Source organism: Haladaptatus sp. QDMS2 (genome assembly GCF_029338295.1).
In the GTDB taxonomy this organism is placed as follows: domain Archaea; phylum Halobacteriota; class Halobacteria; order Halobacteriales; family Halococcaceae; genus QDMS2.
Genome location: NZ_CP119791.1, coordinates 528,446 through 542,306 on the forward strand (window position 1 = coordinate 528,446; position 13,861 = coordinate 542,306).

Annotated in this window: 17 protein-coding genes, 1 tRNA gene and 1 pseudogene; 6 read left to right on the forward strand and 13 right to left on the reverse strand. The window is 63.6% G+C overall.

Annotated elements, in window-relative coordinates:
- Positions 1-46 precede the first annotated feature (46 nt).
- The 3 genes from P1M51_RS02770 (at position 47) to P1M51_RS02780 (ending at position 2,613) form a co-directional block, all read left to right on the forward strand.
- The gene (locus tag P1M51_RS02770; protein ID WP_276246669.1) at positions 47-736 is read left to right on the forward strand and encodes an SDR family oxidoreductase; all 690 of its coding nucleotides are present in this window, start codon (positions 47-49) and stop codon (positions 734-736) included.
- Positions 737-775: 39 nt separating this feature from the next.
- A complete protein-coding gene (locus P1M51_RS02775; protein ID WP_276274810.1) occupies positions 776-1,609 on the forward strand; it encodes a ZIP family metal transporter in 834 nt (277 codons plus the stop codon).
- 92 nt (positions 1,610-1,701) lie between these two features.
- Positions 1,702-2,613 carry a hypothetical protein gene (locus P1M51_RS02780; RefSeq protein ID WP_276246671.1) on the forward strand — a complete coding sequence of 304 codons (912 nt, stop codon included), beginning with the start codon at positions 1,702-1,704 and terminating at the stop codon, positions 2,611-2,613.
- Position 2,614: 1 nt separating this feature from the next.
- On the opposite strand, the gene P1M51_RS02785 is transcribed toward P1M51_RS02780, so the two are convergent.
- The 8 genes from P1M51_RS02785 to P1M51_RS02820 all read right to left on the reverse strand — a co-directional run bounded on the left by P1M51_RS02785 (position 2,615) and on the right by P1M51_RS02820 (position 7,849).
- The gene (locus P1M51_RS02785) at positions 2,615-3,124 is read right to left on the reverse strand and encodes a YkgJ family cysteine cluster protein (RefSeq protein WP_276246672.1); all 510 of its coding nucleotides are present in this window, start codon (positions 3,122-3,124) and stop codon (positions 2,615-2,617) included.
- Positions 3,125-3,205: 81 nt separating this feature from the next.
- The gene (locus tag P1M51_RS02790; protein ID WP_276246673.1) at positions 3,206-3,544 is read right to left on the reverse strand and encodes a CBS domain-containing protein; all 339 of its coding nucleotides are present in this window, start codon (positions 3,542-3,544) and stop codon (positions 3,206-3,208) included.
- A gap of 89 nt (positions 3,545-3,633) precedes the next feature.
- Positions 3,634-3,954: a transcription factor S gene (locus P1M51_RS02795; protein WP_276246674.1), complete on the reverse strand. Its 321-nt coding sequence runs from the start codon at positions 3,952-3,954 to the stop codon at positions 3,634-3,636.
- 32 nt (positions 3,955-3,986) lie between these two features.
- Entirely contained in the window at positions 3,987-4,361 is a 375-nt protein-coding gene (locus tag P1M51_RS02800; RefSeq protein WP_276246675.1) for a hypothetical protein, read from the reverse strand.
- A complete protein-coding gene (locus tag P1M51_RS02805) occupies positions 4,358-5,206 on the reverse strand; it encodes a hypothetical protein (RefSeq protein WP_276246676.1) in 849 nt (282 codons plus the stop codon). The genes P1M51_RS02800 and P1M51_RS02805 overlap by 4 nt, the downstream gene beginning before the upstream one ends.
- Before the next feature lie 44 nt (positions 5,207-5,250).
- Positions 5,251-6,087 carry an HTR-like protein gene (locus P1M51_RS02810; RefSeq protein WP_276246677.1) on the reverse strand — a complete coding sequence of 279 codons (837 nt, stop codon included), beginning with the start codon at positions 6,085-6,087 and terminating at the stop codon, positions 5,251-5,253.
- A gap of 31 nt (positions 6,088-6,118) precedes the next feature.
- Entirely contained in the window at positions 6,119-7,087 is a 969-nt protein-coding gene (locus P1M51_RS02815; protein ID WP_276246678.1) for a beta-ribofuranosylaminobenzene 5'-phosphate synthase family protein, read from the reverse strand.
- 51 nt (positions 7,088-7,138) lie between these two features.
- Positions 7,139-7,849, reverse strand: a complete 711-nt coding sequence (locus P1M51_RS02820; RefSeq protein WP_276246679.1) for a glycosyltransferase family 2 protein — start codon at positions 7,847-7,849, stop codon at positions 7,139-7,141.
- Positions 7,850-7,976: 127 nt separating this feature from the next.
- Between P1M51_RS02820 and ilvD the strand changes: the two are divergent.
- The 3 genes and pseudogenes from ilvD to P1M51_RS02835 all read left to right on the forward strand — a co-directional run bounded on the left by ilvD (position 7,977) and on the right by P1M51_RS02835 (position 11,202).
- Positions 7,977-9,703 (forward strand): annotated as a pseudogene (gene ilvD, locus P1M51_RS02825) (dihydroxy-acid dehydratase).
- A gap of 35 nt (positions 9,704-9,738) precedes the next feature.
- Positions 9,739-10,710, forward strand: a complete 972-nt coding sequence (locus tag P1M51_RS02830) for an NAD(P)-dependent oxidoreductase (protein ID WP_276246681.1) — start codon at positions 9,739-9,741, stop codon at positions 10,708-10,710.
- Positions 10,711-10,761: 51 nt separating this feature from the next.
- Positions 10,762-11,202, forward strand: a complete 441-nt coding sequence (locus P1M51_RS02835; RefSeq protein WP_276246682.1) for a hypothetical protein — start codon at positions 10,762-10,764, stop codon at positions 11,200-11,202.
- Between the two features lie 50 nt (positions 11,203-11,252).
- Here the strand turns inward: P1M51_RS02835 and P1M51_RS02840 are convergent, their stop codons facing one another.
- The 5 genes from P1M51_RS02840 to cmk all read right to left on the reverse strand — a co-directional run bounded on the left by P1M51_RS02840 (position 11,253) and on the right by cmk (position 13,855).
- Positions 11,253-11,435: a hypothetical protein gene (locus tag P1M51_RS02840; protein WP_276246683.1), complete on the reverse strand. Its 183-nt coding sequence runs from the start codon at positions 11,433-11,435 to the stop codon at positions 11,253-11,255.
- A gap of 12 nt (positions 11,436-11,447) precedes the next feature.
- Positions 11,448-11,651, reverse strand: coding sequence for a hypothetical protein (locus P1M51_RS02845; RefSeq protein ID WP_276246684.1), 204 nt, complete (start codon positions 11,649-11,651; stop codon positions 11,448-11,450).
- Positions 11,652-12,267: 616 nt separating this feature from the next.
- Positions 12,268-12,340 (reverse strand) — tRNA-Pro (locus P1M51_RS02850).
- A 55-nt stretch (positions 12,341-12,395) separates the two neighbouring features.
- Positions 12,396-13,280: an RNA-guided pseudouridylation complex pseudouridine synthase subunit Cbf5 gene (locus P1M51_RS02855; protein ID WP_276246685.1), complete on the reverse strand. Its 885-nt coding sequence runs from the start codon at positions 13,278-13,280 to the stop codon at positions 12,396-12,398.
- Positions 13,280-13,855, reverse strand: a complete 576-nt coding sequence (cmk, locus tag P1M51_RS02860; protein ID WP_276246686.1) for a (d)CMP kinase — start codon at positions 13,853-13,855, stop codon at positions 13,280-13,282. The genes P1M51_RS02855 and cmk overlap by 1 nt, the downstream gene beginning before the upstream one ends.
- Positions 13,856-13,861 lie beyond the last annotated feature (6 nt).

Here is a 13,861-nt window from a genome sequence, read left to right on the forward strand (position 1 = left end):
ACGAGACAGGGAAATCGCCTTTATCTTCGGGTTCACAAGAATCGGTATGAAGGAGTACACCGTGGTCGTCACCGGGGCAACCCGTGGCATCGGGCGTGCTGTCGCCCGGACATTTGCAGCCGAGGGAGCACACGTCGTCTGCTGTGGCCGGGATGCAGACGCGCTCGCCGAACTCGCCACCGACCTCGACGGCCTCGAAGGCGACGTCACCACCCACCGGGCCGACGTGCGCGACGAGTTCGACGTGGAATTCCTGATGGAGACTGCGGCGCGCATAACCGGCGACATCGACCTCGTGGTGGCGAACGCCGGCGTCTACCACGGCGACCCCGGTCACACGCCACTGGCCGAGGAGTCCTACGCCGCCTTCGACGACCATCTCCGGACGAACGCTCGCGGCGTGTTCACCACCGTCGTCGAAGCCCTCCCGTATCTCGCTCCCGAGGCTCGAATCCTCGTTCCCTCCGGTTCTGTCGCCCGGGAGTTCAAACCCGGCTACGGAACCTACGCCATCTCGAAGTCGACGGCCGAGGCCCTCGTCCACGGCTTCGCCGCCGAACTCGACCACCCCATCGGCATCGTCGACCCCGGCGTGGTCGAAACGGATCTGACGGGTACGGGCCGCGACCCCGCTGACGTGGCTCCGATGTTCCGCTGGGTGGCCCTCGAATGCCCACCCGAAGACCTGAACGGGCAGGTCGTCGACCTCACGGTCTGGAAACAGGCCACTCGGTGAACCGACGCATTTATTAATTCGACTCTCTGCGTTAACAACATGTCTCAGTCAGCCACGCGTCCCCTCGTCGGGTACGCAGGCGTTCTCGCGTTCGTCGTTCTCTCCGGGCTTGCGGTCACCGCGGGGCTCTGGAAGGTCCTCACCATCGGCTGGGTGGCCTTCGTCGCCATGGCCGGCGCGTCGATTCCGGGCAAGCGCGCCGCCGCCTCGAAACACGCCGGTCGCCTCGTGTGGGGCTACGGCCTCGCCGCGGGGGCGATGGTCACGAGTGCTGCCGTCTTCTTGCTTCCGCAGGCGTTTGGTTTCGACCCAAAAATCGGCGGATTCGGCGTCGCTGCGGGCATCCTCCTCGGCTTCGCCTCCCACACCGTCGGCCACCGCCTCGCCCACTACGACCTGCCGTTCGACGCGACGACGGCCCACCTGACGGCCCACTCGCTCACCGCAGGACTCATCATCGGCGTCGTCTACGCCGCACTTCCGGAACTGGGACTCCTGCTCGGCCTCGCTATCGTCTCGCACAAGGGGCCTGCTGGCTACGCCGCCGCCCGCCGCCTCGCTACGAACGGCAAGTCCACCTCCGTCATCCTGCTCCCTGCCGCGGGCGTCGGCATCACGGCCATCCTCTCTGGCCTCTTTGCCCTGCCCGAATCTGCGACCCTCAATGCCGCAGTCTTCGGCTTTGCCGCCGGTATCTTCCTCCACATCGCGATGGACTTCCTGCCCCGGTGTGAGGTCGGCGGGGAAGTCGGCGAAGTCGCGAAACTCACCGACGACGCCCACGCGCTGCTCGACCGGTTGCGGATTCACGCCGTCGTAAGCACCTCCATCGGGGCATTCGCGGTGTTCGGCGCGTGGCTCGTCGTTGCATAACGCTCCCGACTCCATTCTTTCTCGAGGCGGATTTCATCACGGATAATCAGACATACGTGCAACGTTAAATACTTAGAATACTAACATGTTGTATGTCCTTCCAGTCGCTGTCACCCCGCGCACTCCAGCGAGTCCTCGTTGAACTCGGTCTCGTTGGCGCGATGTTGGGCGTGGTCTACCTCTGGCGTCAGGGATTGCGGGCGATAGCACAATCACACACTTCGGTGCTTGGCTCCGTACCAGTGGTCGGTGGCTTTGCCTCTGGGTTCATCTTCCTCGCGGGACTCATCGTGTTCATCGCGGCGTATGCGTCGATTCGAGACGTTCCGGTAGCGTTCAGACTCCCCGACCGAACCAACCGCTCTGCGTTCGTGGTCGCTGGATTTGTCCCACTTGCGCTCGTCGCCCTCACCAAACTCGTAGGCGTGCAAACCGGCGTTCCGTACGGAACACTCACCAAGACCTCGTACGCCACGGATGCGGCGCTTGCACCGATACTGCTGATACTCGGGTTAGCGGTGGTAATTGGCGTCCCAACGCTCGTCTTGATTTGTCAGGTGCTCGTGCAGGGAACGCTCCGGCAGGTGTTCGACGGAACGGCGACCTTCATCCTCACCGCCGTGTTCACCGGAGTTGCGATGATGAGTACGACCGGCGGTTTTGCGCTGGCTCCCGACCTCGGCAAACTCGTCGGGACGTTGCTGTTCGTGCTCGCATTCGGCGTTGCGCTGTACGCCACAGCGCGCACGCAGCGCGCCTCGATTCGCTACCTGGCGTATCTGCCGCTCGTGTTTCTCGCCGTAGTCGTCCTCGTTCCGGGCATCAACGCGACCGACTCTGTCGCGGAAGGGTTGTTCACGCTCACGCACCTCGCGGTGTTCGCTATCGCCGCCTACACCTACGAATGGAGCGACTCACTCCTCCCCCCGGCGGTCGCATACCTGAGCCTCACGCTCGCTAATTACGCGGTCGTCCTTGGGTTCGAAACCAGACTCCTGTTCTAACTCAAAGTTCTTTCAGCGTGTCCGGATCGTCAAGCTCCCAGAGCACCTGCGGGAGGAAGGCGTCTAAATTGTCGATGACCTTCCGCTCGCTCACGTCAAGACCCTCGCAGTGTTCGTGGGCCGACTCCCTGACGGAGACGTGAATGTCGCCGTCCTCGACGGTCACCTGGAGCGGAAACACAGAACACCGCGCAGGTTTCCAATCGTGTTCTAAATGCAGCGAACAGAGGCCGTCGTCGCGCAGGAAAAAGCAGGCCTGTCCCTCCTCGTTTACGTGTTCGTCGCGGTCTTTCTGCTCGCGCTTGACGAAGTTCTCCCCGCGGAACGTCGTCGTCGTTTCGTTCAGGTCGGCGTGTTTCGCGAGTTCGAAGAAGTCGGGTTCGTAGAGCAGGACGCCGTGGGTGCAACACCACGTACACTCCTCTACGCACTCGAAGGTGATGTCCGGGTCGAAGTCCACGACGGCCTCACAGCCCGGATGTACCTCTACTCGTCGCTCGGCTGTGCTCACGTTCGGGGTTCGGACACTCGCGGGGAAATCCCTTTCGCACTCGGCGATACCTCGTCGGGAATCGGCGCGCACACGGCGACGTTACGAGAGGTAGGCGGTGACGTCCGTCGAAGAGACCATCCCGATGTAGTCGTCCTCGACGACCGGGAGGTGCTTGATGCCGTACGTCGTCATCATCGCCGCGACTTCCTCCATGTAGAGGTCCGGGGTTGCGGTCTCTACGTTCTTCGTCATCACGTCGGTCACGCGCAGCGAGTTGATATCGCGACCCTCAGCGACCGCGTCGAGAATGTCTGTGCTGCTGATAATTCCGCGCTGAGTGGTCTGGACGACCAGCGCGCTGATGTCTCGCTTGCGCATCAGTTGGGCGGCCTCCATCACCGTCGCGTCCTTCGAAATCGTCTCTAATGGCGTCGACATTACATCTCGGACGGTCGCTCGCTGTTTCGAACTCATGCCTCTACAGAGGCAGAGCGACGGTATGGTGTTTTTGTCTGAAAACGATGACGTTAACTGTACCCTCGCCACCGATGACCACACTCCATGCACTTGAAAAAGCGCGTCGGCGGTTCGTCCGCAGACCCGGTCTGCTTGATGGTGTACCACGCCCGGTCGTGCCCGCACTTCTCGCAGGTCTCCTTGGCCGTTGGCTTCCCCTCGTCCGCCGCCTCCTCGCTCGTCTCGATGACGTCGTCGAAGGTCTGCTTCTCGGTGCTGACGAAGTTCTTCGCGGCCTCCTCGTCCTTTGGGACGCGAGCGCCACAACCCTTGCACACCATCTCGCTGCCGTCTGCGTGCATCATCGAGCCACACTCGTCGCAGAATTGCATGGACGGGCGTTGTCGCTCGCCGTAAAAAAGCGTTAGCGGTCGGCTTCGAGCTCGCGACGTTCCTCGACGATGGGGCAGTCGCGCACCCGAAAGTGACGCATATCGACTTGCTCTAGGATGGTCGTCCCTTCGTGGGTACAGCCGACTCCCGGCGGCGCGGTAAAGTGCTCACACCGCTCGCAGAAGCTCTGTTTCGGGACGACGGCCTCCTGGGGCTCACCCGGTTCATTTGTAATCGTGAACTCCGGGCCGGTGTCGAGTTCGTCCCACAGGTCTGCCTCCTCGGTCTGAGCGACCTCGACGTTGGTGAACATCTCCCCGTCGAGTTCCGCAAACGGGTCCTGTTCTTCGTGGGACGTTTCTGCGGCGAGTTGGTCGAACACGTCCTCGTCGGCGTCGTCGCTCATCGTTCGTCACCGCCGTCAGTGGTCGCCTCGCCGACGACCGCAGAGAGCACGTCGAGTTCGCTCTCCTCCTCTAGAGGCGCTTCGAGTTCCGGATGGGTGTTGACCAATCGCGGCGACCGGATGAGCCAGGAACCGGGTTCGACGTCAGTAAAGAGATAGCCACAGCCGGGACATGTGGGGTCGCTGAGGAGCGCGATATCGACGGGTGCGCCACACCCGGCGCACTTCGCCTTCCGCACGTCGTGTTCGAGGGCACGCTCTCGCAGGGCTGCGAGCATTTTGGTGCGCTCTGCGGAGACGGCCTCGCTCCGCAGTTGTCTGCGCACGTCGAGCGTGACCCGGGCGACGGTTTCGAGTTTGGATTCGAGGTCGTCGAGGCGTTCCTCCACCGCGGCGCTCACTTCTGCCCGGTCGCGCCGTACCTCGTCGACCGTCGCTTCGACCTGCGCGAGTTCGTCGTGCAGGTCACCGATGGCTCGTTCGAGTGACGCGAACTCCTCGTGGGTGTGGTCGCGGGCCGCTTTCGTGTCGACCTCTTTTTTCACCTGAATGACCCGCCCGCGAAGGTCCTCGATGTACGAATCTACTTTGTCCGAAAGTGCGCCGAGGTCGCGAGAGAAGTCGGCAGAAAGCGACGACTCCACGGCTTCGAGTCGCTGCTCGTCTACCGCATCTGCGGTCTCTCTCACTGCCAGTCCAGTCTCGTCAGTAACTCGATACGCTGCCACCAGCTGGACCAACAGCTCTTCACGCGTCACACCAAGCGCACTCGATTTCTCAGAGAGCCACTCGTCGAGCGCAACTGGTACGCTCACAGACAGGTCTCTCGACTCCTCACCCTCCATTCGTTACACCTTTTCGAACAATCACCTTAAACGTTCCTTCCACTTTACCGGATTTTCCGCACGTCGCTAATGTCGAATCCAGCATCGCCGATGTCCGTCTCGAAGCGAACGATGTCTTCGGCCTCGATGCGCGGCAGCACCCCACGGAACTGCTTTACGAACATCGTCCGCGCCCGACTGGACCCGCCGGTTTCCCAGGTGAATTCCATCGTCCCGTCGGTCGCTTCGACCAGTTGCTCGTGCGACTGGGAGTCGATGGTCTGGGGATTGATAGAGAGGAGAATCAGCCCCTGCCAGCGGTAGGCTGCCTTCTGAAGGCCTTTCAAGATGAGCGTGACGTCGGCCCAGGGGCGCTCCTCGGTGACGACGTTTACGAGGTCGGTAAGCGAGTCGATGACGACCAGATTGCCGGTGGCCACCTGGTCGAGACAGTTAGACAGCGCCGTAAGCACGCCTTCCGTGTCGTGTGACGCCCCGAGGTCGTCGATGGTCAGCGCCTGTTCTGCGTACCACTCGCGGGGGACTTGACTCTCGTTGAAGTACTCGTCCGAGAGGTCGTGGAATGTGATTGCGTCGACGCTCCCGTTTACGATTTCTTCGTCTATCGTCAGCCCGATTTCGCGGGTGAGCTGGGCTTCGTCCGCGGTGAACGAGAGATAGTGTACTTCTGCCGGGGACGCCGCCTCGGCTTGCAAGTCGCCGTAGTAGAGTTCGAACTGGTCGGGGTCGCCGTGTGCGAGTGCGTTCATGACCGCGCTCGTGTACATGAACTCACGCGCCCCCGCCCCCGCTTCGCCCGACAGCAGGACGACGCTCCCGGCCGGTGCGCCACCGTTGATGATGGTGTCCAGTCGCGGGATGCCAAAGGGGATTCGCTTCATACCGGGCAAATGCAGGCCTTCCGCTTACGTGTTACTCTGTCTCAACGGTCGCTCCCGCGTTCCGCCCCGCACTCACGACCACGGACCCACCCACGCCGACGCTGTCTAATATCTCTCGGGCCGCCGCTCGGGCTGCCGGGGCGTGTGCGCGGTCGGTCACGCCGAACACGGCCGGCCCCCACGACGATTGGCCCGCGCCTGAGACTGCCCCGCTCACCGTCAATCGGTTCACGATTTCACCGAGCGGCGGACGGAACACGCCGCCCTGCTCATCTGCGTACCACGCGCCGTTGAGCCGGCTGATGGTCGCCACGGCCGCCCCGAAGGTGCGCCAGTCGCCTTCTGCCATCGCGGGGAGCACGCGTCGGGCGACGACTGCCGCGATGTCGTCTGCGATGCCCGGGTCCGCGTCCTCGACGACGGTTCGGATGCTGTCGTCCTCGTTCGCCCCGCTGCGCCCCGAGGGCAGGTCGGGTATCACGACGACGAATCGCCAGTCTGCCGGAATTTCGTGGTGGGCGGCCACCGCGGGCACGTCCCACTCGCCGTCCGCCGGGCGGTCTGTGGTGAACCGTTCGGTCGGATGGCCCGCATCGAGGACGAACCCGCCCGATTCGAAGCCGGCGACGCCGATGCCGCTTCGCCCACCTCTGCCGAGGCGAGGGGCGACGTCTCTAACTGAAACAGCTTGCCCGTTTGCCGCGGCGACGGCCTGCAGCGTGGCGAGCGCCAGTTGCGTTCCGCTTCCGAGGCCGACGTGGCGAGGCAGTTCCTCGTGGACGATCACGCGTGCGCCTAGCACGCCGAGAACCGCCGCCGCCTCCCTCGCGTAGCGAGTCGCAACCGGGTGGTCACAGACCACGTCGTCTGCGGCGTGGGCTTCGACGACCACGCGTGGCTCTGAAAGCGTGACGCCGACGCCGCCGTAGAGGCGGGCGTGGGCGAGCGAGAGATTCTGAAAGCCAAAGTGGAGACGCCCCCCAGTCGTGACTCGCACCATACCCGTCACGTGGAGACGGTATCGTATCGGGGTTTCGGCAGTGGCAACTCCCTACTTGAAATAGCCGTCGTCGGGGCGACGCCCGAGGACGAAGTAATCGAGGTAGCCCCGAGCGTAGATGAGAAATAGGCCAAGGTATCCCTGGTCCGATTGCCGGCGTGTCGAGGTGTACACCGGACACTCCTTGTCGTAGACGACGCGGCCGTATTGCTTCATTCGCAGGGAGAGTTCCGTGTCCTCCATGAACGGAATCTCCTCGTCGAACCCGTCGGCGTCGAGAAACGCGCTCCGGCGGTACGAACAGTTGTTGCCCGATTGCTGGACGAAACCCACGGGCCACGCCGCCCGATACCAGTAATCGGTGAGTAGTTTGAACAGCACGCGATGTTTCGTGCTGTCCTCCGTCGGGCGCAGGGGGCCGCCGACGCCAACCACGTCGTCGTCCGTGTAGTGACGGCGGTGTTTCGCCACCCAGTGGTTCGGGACCACGGTGTCGGCGTCGGTGAAACAGACGACCGGCGCGTCCGCCGCGCGTGCGCCCTGATTGCGGGCCGCGCTCGGCCCGTCTTCTTCCTCGTCGGGAAGGACGCGGTCTACAGCAGGATGCTCGGTGGCGATGTCGTCGGTTCCATCGTCGCCGCCGACCACGACGATGACCTCGGCGTCTTGCCCGTCGAGGGAATCGAGCGTGCGACCGATTGAATCGGCTTCCTCGTAGGCGGCGATGACGACGGCTGCGGCCGGCCAGTCGGCGACTTTCATCACCCCTCACTCCCGCGTGCGCCGGCAAAGGTTTTCTGTTGTTTTCCGATATGACAGCAACTTCCGATAATACAGCAACATCTGTTCACGTGCGGCCTTTTAAGCATCCGCGTGGCTACCTCCGGGTATGAGCCAACAGCACACCGAAAAGCGGGAGAAGGCGGCGGGCCTTCCCTCTCGCGACGTGACAGAAGGGCCAGAACGCGCCCCGCACCGAGCGATGTTCCGGGCGATGGGGTTCGACGACGAGGACCTCGCCTCGCCGATGATCGGCGTCGCGAACCCCGCGGCCGACATCACCCCGTGTAACGTGCACTTAGATGATGTCGCCGCCTCAGCTATCGAAGGCGTCGACGAAGCGGGCGGGATGCCAATCGAATTCGGCACCATCACCATTTCAGACGCCATCTCGATGGGCACCGAGGGGATGAAGGCGTCGCTCATCTCGCGGGAGGTCATCGCCGACAGCGTCGAACTCGTCGCCTTCGGCGAGCGTCTGGACGGCCTCGTGACCGTCGCTGGCTGTGATAAGAACCTGCCGGGAATGATGATGGCGGCAATCCGCACGGACCTGCCGAGCGTCTTCCTCTACGGCGGTTCGATTATGCCCGGCCAGCACAACGGCCGCGACGTGACCATCGTGCAGGTGTTCGAGGGCGTCGGCGCGTACGCAAGCGGCGACATGAGCGCGGAAGAACTGGACGACTTAGAACGCCACGCCTGCCCCGGCGCGGGGTCCTGCGGCGGGATGTTCACGGCGAACACGATGGCCTCCATCAGCGAAGCCATCGGCCTCGCTCCCCTCGGAAGCGCGAGCGCTCCAGCAGAACACGACGAACGCTACGACGTGGCCCGCCGCGCCGGCGAACTCGCCGTCGAAGTCATCCGCGAGGAACGTCGCCCCTCCGACATTCTCACCCGGGAATCCTTCGAGAACGCCATCGCCGTCCAGACGGCGATTGGCGGTTCGACGAATGGGGTGCTCCACCTGCTGGCGATGGCCGCAGAAGCGGGCATCGACCTCTCCATCGACGACTTCGACGAAATTTCCCGACGCACGCCGAAAATCGCCGACCTCCAACCCGGCGGCACGAGCGTCATGAACGACCTCCACGAGATTGGGGGCGTCCCGGTGGTCATCCGTCGCCTGTTGGAAGCGGGTCTCATCCATGGTGACGCCATGACCGTCACCGGCCGCACCATCGCCGAGGAATTGGAACAGCTCGACCTGCCCGCAGACGAGGACATCGAGGCCGATTTCCTCTACACCGTCGAAGAACCAAAGCAGGCAGAGGGAGCCATCAAGATTCTCAAGGGCAATCTCGCTCCCGACGGAGCCGTCCTCAAAGTGACTGGCGACGACAAGTTCCACCACGAGGGCCCTGCGCGTATCTTCGAAAACGAAGAAGACGCGATGGCCTACGTCCAGGAGGGCCACATCGAGTCGGGCGACGTCATCGTCATCAGAAACGAGGGCCGCGCGGCGGCCCTGGCATGCGTGAGATGCTCGGCGTCACCGCCGCCGTCGTCGGCGCGGGCCACGAAGACGACGTCGCCCTCCTCACTGACGGTCGGTTCTCGGGCGGGACGCGCGGCCCCATGATTGGCCACGTCGCCCCCGAGGCGTTCGTCGGCGGGCCAATCGCGGCACTCGAAGACGGCGACATCGTCACGGTGGACATCCCCGAACGAACCCTCGAAGTGGACCTTACGGACGCGGAACTCGCCGCCCGCCTCGACGACTGGGAGGCCCCCGCGCCCGCCTACGATTCTGGCGTCCTCGCGAAGTACGGCCAACTGTTCGACTCGGCGGCCAACGGTGCGGTCACCAATCCCGGCGCGAAGCGCGACTAAGCGTCCTTTTTCTTCCCGGTTGACGTAGGTCTCCTATGCGCGTGCTCATCGCTGGCGCGACAGGTGTTCTCGGTCGCCGTCTCGTCGCAGACTGCGTGGAGCGCGGCCACGAGGTCATAGGCCTCGCCCGCGACCGGGACGGGGCGTGGAGTGTCAGACGTGCCGGTGGAACGGCGCGATACGGCGACGTGCTCGACCGGGAGTCGCTGTCCGCCGCCGCGACGGGTGCGGATGTCGTCATCAACGCCGCGACGGCCATTCCAACCTCTGCGCGACCACGACGCACCGAGTGGCGGCTCAACGACCGCGTCCGACGCGAGGGAACCCGAAATCTCACTGAGGTCGCCGTCGAAGCTGGCGTTTCCCAGTTCATCCAGCAGAGCATCGTCTGGGTCGCCCGCCAACCGGACGGGAGCGACTTCGACGAGGACTCGACGCCACACCCCGACCGCACGACGGCGTCCGCCCTCGACGCAGAACACATCGTGACCGCGGCGGGGACGACCCACGGGTTCGACACCACGCTGTTGCGCTGTGGCTGGTTCTATTCTGCGGACAGTGCCCAGACACAGGCCATCGCCCGTGGCTTGCTCGCCCGACGGATGCCGATTATCGGCCGCGGCGACGCCCGAATGAGCCACATTCACGTCGCAGACGCGAGTACCGCGTTCGTCACCGCGATGGAAACCGGCGTCGCGGGACGCTATCACATCGTAGACGACGCGCCCGTCAGCATGGCCCACTACCTCGGGACGTTCGCCCTCGCCCTCGGCGCACCTGAACCACGACACATCCCGCCGCTGCTCGGCCGACTGGTCGCCGGCGGCGACGTCGTGCGCTTTCTCACCCAACCGATGCCAACCAGCGCGACCCGATTCCACGACGCAACTGGGTGGACGCCTCGATATCCCACGATAACCGAGGGCCTGCCCGCCGTCTGCGAGGAGTGGCGCGGCGCTGGCGTCGTGGTCGAAACCGACACCGGCACCGCCTGGGCCGCCGCCTGACCCGACGACCAGACCGGAACCATTTGGACGCCCCGGTGCCATGACTCCAGTATGTCACTCATCGATACGACAATGGCCGTCTTTCACATGCTCTTCGCCGGCCTCTGGGTCGGCGGGACGCTCTTCTTCGTCGGCATCGTCCTCCCCGCCGCTCGCGCCGGACAGATGAGCACCGACGGCCTGAAGTGGATCGCCGGCCGCTTCACCACGATTACCACCGCGTCGATTCTCCTCTTGCTCATCACCGGCGGCCACCTCGCCGGCACCTTCTACACCTTCGAGGGTCTTGCCACGACAGGACGGGGCCACCTCGTCGTCTCGATGGTCGTCCTCTGGCTGATTCTCGCCGGCCTCCTCCAGGTCGGCCTCCGCCGCCTCCGCCGGGAACTCGGCAGCGTGACCGCCAAGGTGGCCGTCGAACAGAACCTCCCGCTGTTCTTCACCGCCGGTATCGTCGCGTTCGCACTGCTCGTCGTCGCTGGATTACTCTAAACTGCTGAAAAACGAACCGCGTCGTCGAAACCGCGTGGCCGCTTCCCAGATTAGCTCTGGAACGGCTCGCCGTCGCGGTGGTTGTCCGGATTCTCCGCTTTCTCGGCTTCCTGCTCGCGCTGTTGGTCCTCGCGTTCGAGCTTCTCCTGCTTTCGCTCTTTTTCGTGCTCTTTGCGGGCTTCACGCTGCTTCTCTTCTGCTTCTGCCTTCGTTTCGGATTTGTCGTCGGACATAGTTTTCTGGTATCAGACCACAGGTCGTTTGCGACGGTACAGTCGCACCAGTGCTTCACCGGCTAGCCCCACCGCACTCCACCGCATGGAGAGCGTGGCCGCACCGATGAGCATAGCGGCGACTTTCGGTTCCCCCCGCTTAAACGCCATGGCCGCCTCGACCAGCATCGAAACCGTGCTGAGTCGCTTGGCGCTGTTCGAGTTAAGGAATTTCATCAACCCCATACCCATGCTTACGTCAGTCTCACTTATTTTCTCTTGGGCCGTGAAAGTGGTAATTCCGGGCCGGAGAAGCGTTCTTGCTTGCGAGTGCAAGTTCCGAGACAGTCTCGCTTGCTGGTGCAAGGTGGGTGAAACTGCGTCTTCATTTTTGCTCGCGTGGAATCCAGTCGCTCCCTATCCTGCGCTCGCTACCGCTCGCGTGAAACGCTGAGATGAATCTCAGCTCCATCCACCAATCAGTCGCTCCTTCGTTTGCTTCGCTCCGCTCAGCAAACCACCGTCACTCCCGAAGGTCGTGACGAAATCCGCACTCACTCTGTTCGTGCGGACCGCTGTTGCTCACTGCGTTCGCAACATGCCTTGCGCTCGCTACCGCTCGCGCAAGACGCCAAGGCTCGTTCCACAAATCAGTTGGCGCTCGAAAGTGAGCGCCAGCAGAATTAATGTGGGACCGCCGTTGCTCCCTCCGGTCGCAACGTGCTTCACGCTCACTGACGCTCGCGTGAAACGCTGAGATGAATCTCAAGCTTCATCCACTAATCAGTCGCTCACGCCGTGACTCGCACACGCTACGCGGTGCTCGTCGGAGTTGTTCGCGACAGAAGTTAGGTGGGACCGCTGAGATTCGAACTCAGGTCCTACGGACCCCATCCGCAGAGGATACCAGGCTACCCCACGGTCCCGCATATCGGCAGATGAGAGAGTGGGCATTAAGCCCTTCGCTTCGGTCGAATTCTCTCAGACGAGCACACGCTCTAAGGAGACCACACAGCCGCGCTCACGAGACGGCGCACCGACCAGTCTGCCGAGGCAGACCACCGCACCATCGGGCGTGTAGCAGGCCACGAGTGGTCGGTCCGCCTCGTCGCCGTCTGCGACGCCCTCGACGGAGATGACGCCGGGGGCGTACACCTGTGCGCCGTTTGCGACCTGTTCGGCCGCACTCGGGGCGATGGTGATTTTCGGAAGGTGCGTGAGGGCGCGTTCTGCGGGCAGGACGATGTCACCGAGCCAACTTTCGTCGCCTTGTTTGGCGAATTCGAGGGCGTCGGCGAAGTCGTGGAGGGTGACCATCGTCGAATCGTCGAACGGCGTCGTGGCCGTCCGTCGGAGGTGGCCCATGTGCCCGCCCGTCCCGAGCGCGAGGCCGATGTCGTGACACAGCTTCCGGATGTACGTCCCACTCTCGCAACTGATGCGGAGCAGGGCTTGGCGGTCGGTCACTTCGAGCACGTCGATGTCGTAGATTTCCCGGACGCGGAGTTTGCGCCGGACGGCACTCTTTCGCGGCGGTTTCTGGAAAATCGGGCCGACGAACTCTTCAACGGTGGTTTCGAGGTCCGCGGGAGCGCGGCCGTGAAGTTCCAGGACGGCGACGTACTCCTTTTCGCCCTCCAGAAACACCTGCGCCATCCGGGTGGCGTCGCCGAGCAGAATCGGGAGACAGCCCGTAACCTTCGGGTCGAGCGTCCCGGAGTGGGCGGCCTGTTCGACTCCGGCCAGGTCGCGGACCCAACCGGTCACCTGGTGGGCGGAGGGGCCGGGCTGTTTGTCGAGGTTGATGACCCCGAACTGGAGTCGGTCGAGCGGGCGTCTGTCCTCGGGTGGGCCGCGTTCGTCCATTAGAACGTGTAGTCGATGGTTATCTCGACCGTCCCCTCGTCCTCCTCTGCCGTGTACTCCTCTGCGGCAGTTCGGACGATGGCGAGCGCGCTCTCGGGACTCCAGCGCGCCGTGTTGACGTTCAGGTCGTAGATTGAGAGGTTGTTGATGTCGATGCCGTAGTACTCCTGGTAGCGCTGGGCCTCGCTGCTCGACCGGGCACGCGTCTCCTTTCGCGCCTGCTCTACGGTCTTGCCTTCGCGGTCTGCGATCCGCGCGGCTCTGACGTGAAGGGGTGCGTCGAGCCAGAGTCTGAGGTCCGCGTACTCGCCAGCGAGCCAGCCTGCGAGGCGGGATTCGAGGACGACGTTGTCGCTATCTCGCGCGATGTCGCGGAGTTTGCGGTCTAAGTCGCGGTCGATTTGCTCGTCTTCTTCTGCGAGTTTGTTCAGTTCGAGCGGTGTCAGGCCGCGTTCGTCGGCGAGGGAGCGAAAGAGGTCGCCACCGCTGATGTGCTCGTAGCCGAGGGCCTCGGCGAGCGCCTTCGCGGTGGTACTCTTGCCGCTTCCGGCGGGTCCGGAGACGGTGATTAGCATATACAC

Coding starts and splice junctions, on each gene's coding strand:
- P1M51_RS02795 (WP_276246674.1), bottom strand. CDS start 3,954: ATGCAATTCTGCGACGAGTGTGGCTCGATGATGCACGCAGACGGCAGC.
- cmk (WP_276246686.1), bottom strand. CDS start 13,855: ATGCTAATCACCGTCTCCGGACCCGCCGGAAGCGGCAAGAGTACCACC.
- P1M51_RS02840 (WP_276246683.1), bottom strand. CDS start 11,435: ATGTCCGACGACAAATCCGAAACGAAGGCAGAAGCAGAAGAGAAGCAG.
- P1M51_RS02790 (WP_276246673.1), bottom strand. CDS start 3,544: ATGTCGACGCCATTAGAGACGATTTCGAAGGACGCGACGGTGATGGAG.
- P1M51_RS02780 (WP_276246671.1), top strand. CDS start 1,702: ATGTCCTTCCAGTCGCTGTCACCCCGCGCACTCCAGCGAGTCCTCGTT.
- P1M51_RS02845 (WP_276246684.1), bottom strand. CDS start 11,651: ATGAAATTCCTTAACTCGAACAGCGCCAAGCGACTCAGCACGGTTTCG.
- P1M51_RS02855 (WP_276246685.1), bottom strand. CDS start 13,280: ATGGACGAACGCGGCCCACCCGAGGACAGACGCCCGCTCGACCGACTC.
- P1M51_RS02830 (WP_276246681.1), top strand. CDS start 9,739: ATGCGCGTGCTCATCGCTGGCGCGACAGGTGTTCTCGGTCGCCGTCTC.
- P1M51_RS02800 (WP_276246675.1), bottom strand. CDS start 4,361: ATGAGCGACGACGCCGACGAGGACGTGTTCGACCAACTCGCCGCAGAA.
- P1M51_RS02770 (WP_276246669.1), top strand. CDS start 47: ATGAAGGAGTACACCGTGGTCGTCACCGGGGCAACCCGTGGCATCGGG.
- P1M51_RS02810 (WP_276246677.1), bottom strand. CDS start 6,087: ATGAAGCGAATCCCCTTTGGCATCCCGCGACTGGACACCATCATCAAC.
- P1M51_RS02820 (WP_276246679.1), bottom strand. CDS start 7,849: ATGAAAGTCGCCGACTGGCCGGCCGCAGCCGTCGTCATCGCCGCCTAC.
- P1M51_RS02815 (WP_276246678.1), bottom strand. CDS start 7,087: ATGGTGCGAGTCACGACTGGGGGGCGTCTCCACTTTGGCTTTCAGAAT.
- P1M51_RS02805 (WP_276246676.1), bottom strand. CDS start 5,206: ATGGAGGGTGAGGAGTCGAGAGACCTGTCTGTGAGCGTACCAGTTGCG.
- P1M51_RS02835 (WP_276246682.1), top strand. CDS start 10,762: ATGTCACTCATCGATACGACAATGGCCGTCTTTCACATGCTCTTCGCC.
- P1M51_RS02775 (WP_276274810.1), top strand. CDS start 776: ATGTCTCAGTCAGCCACGCGTCCCCTCGTCGGGTACGCAGGCGTTCTC.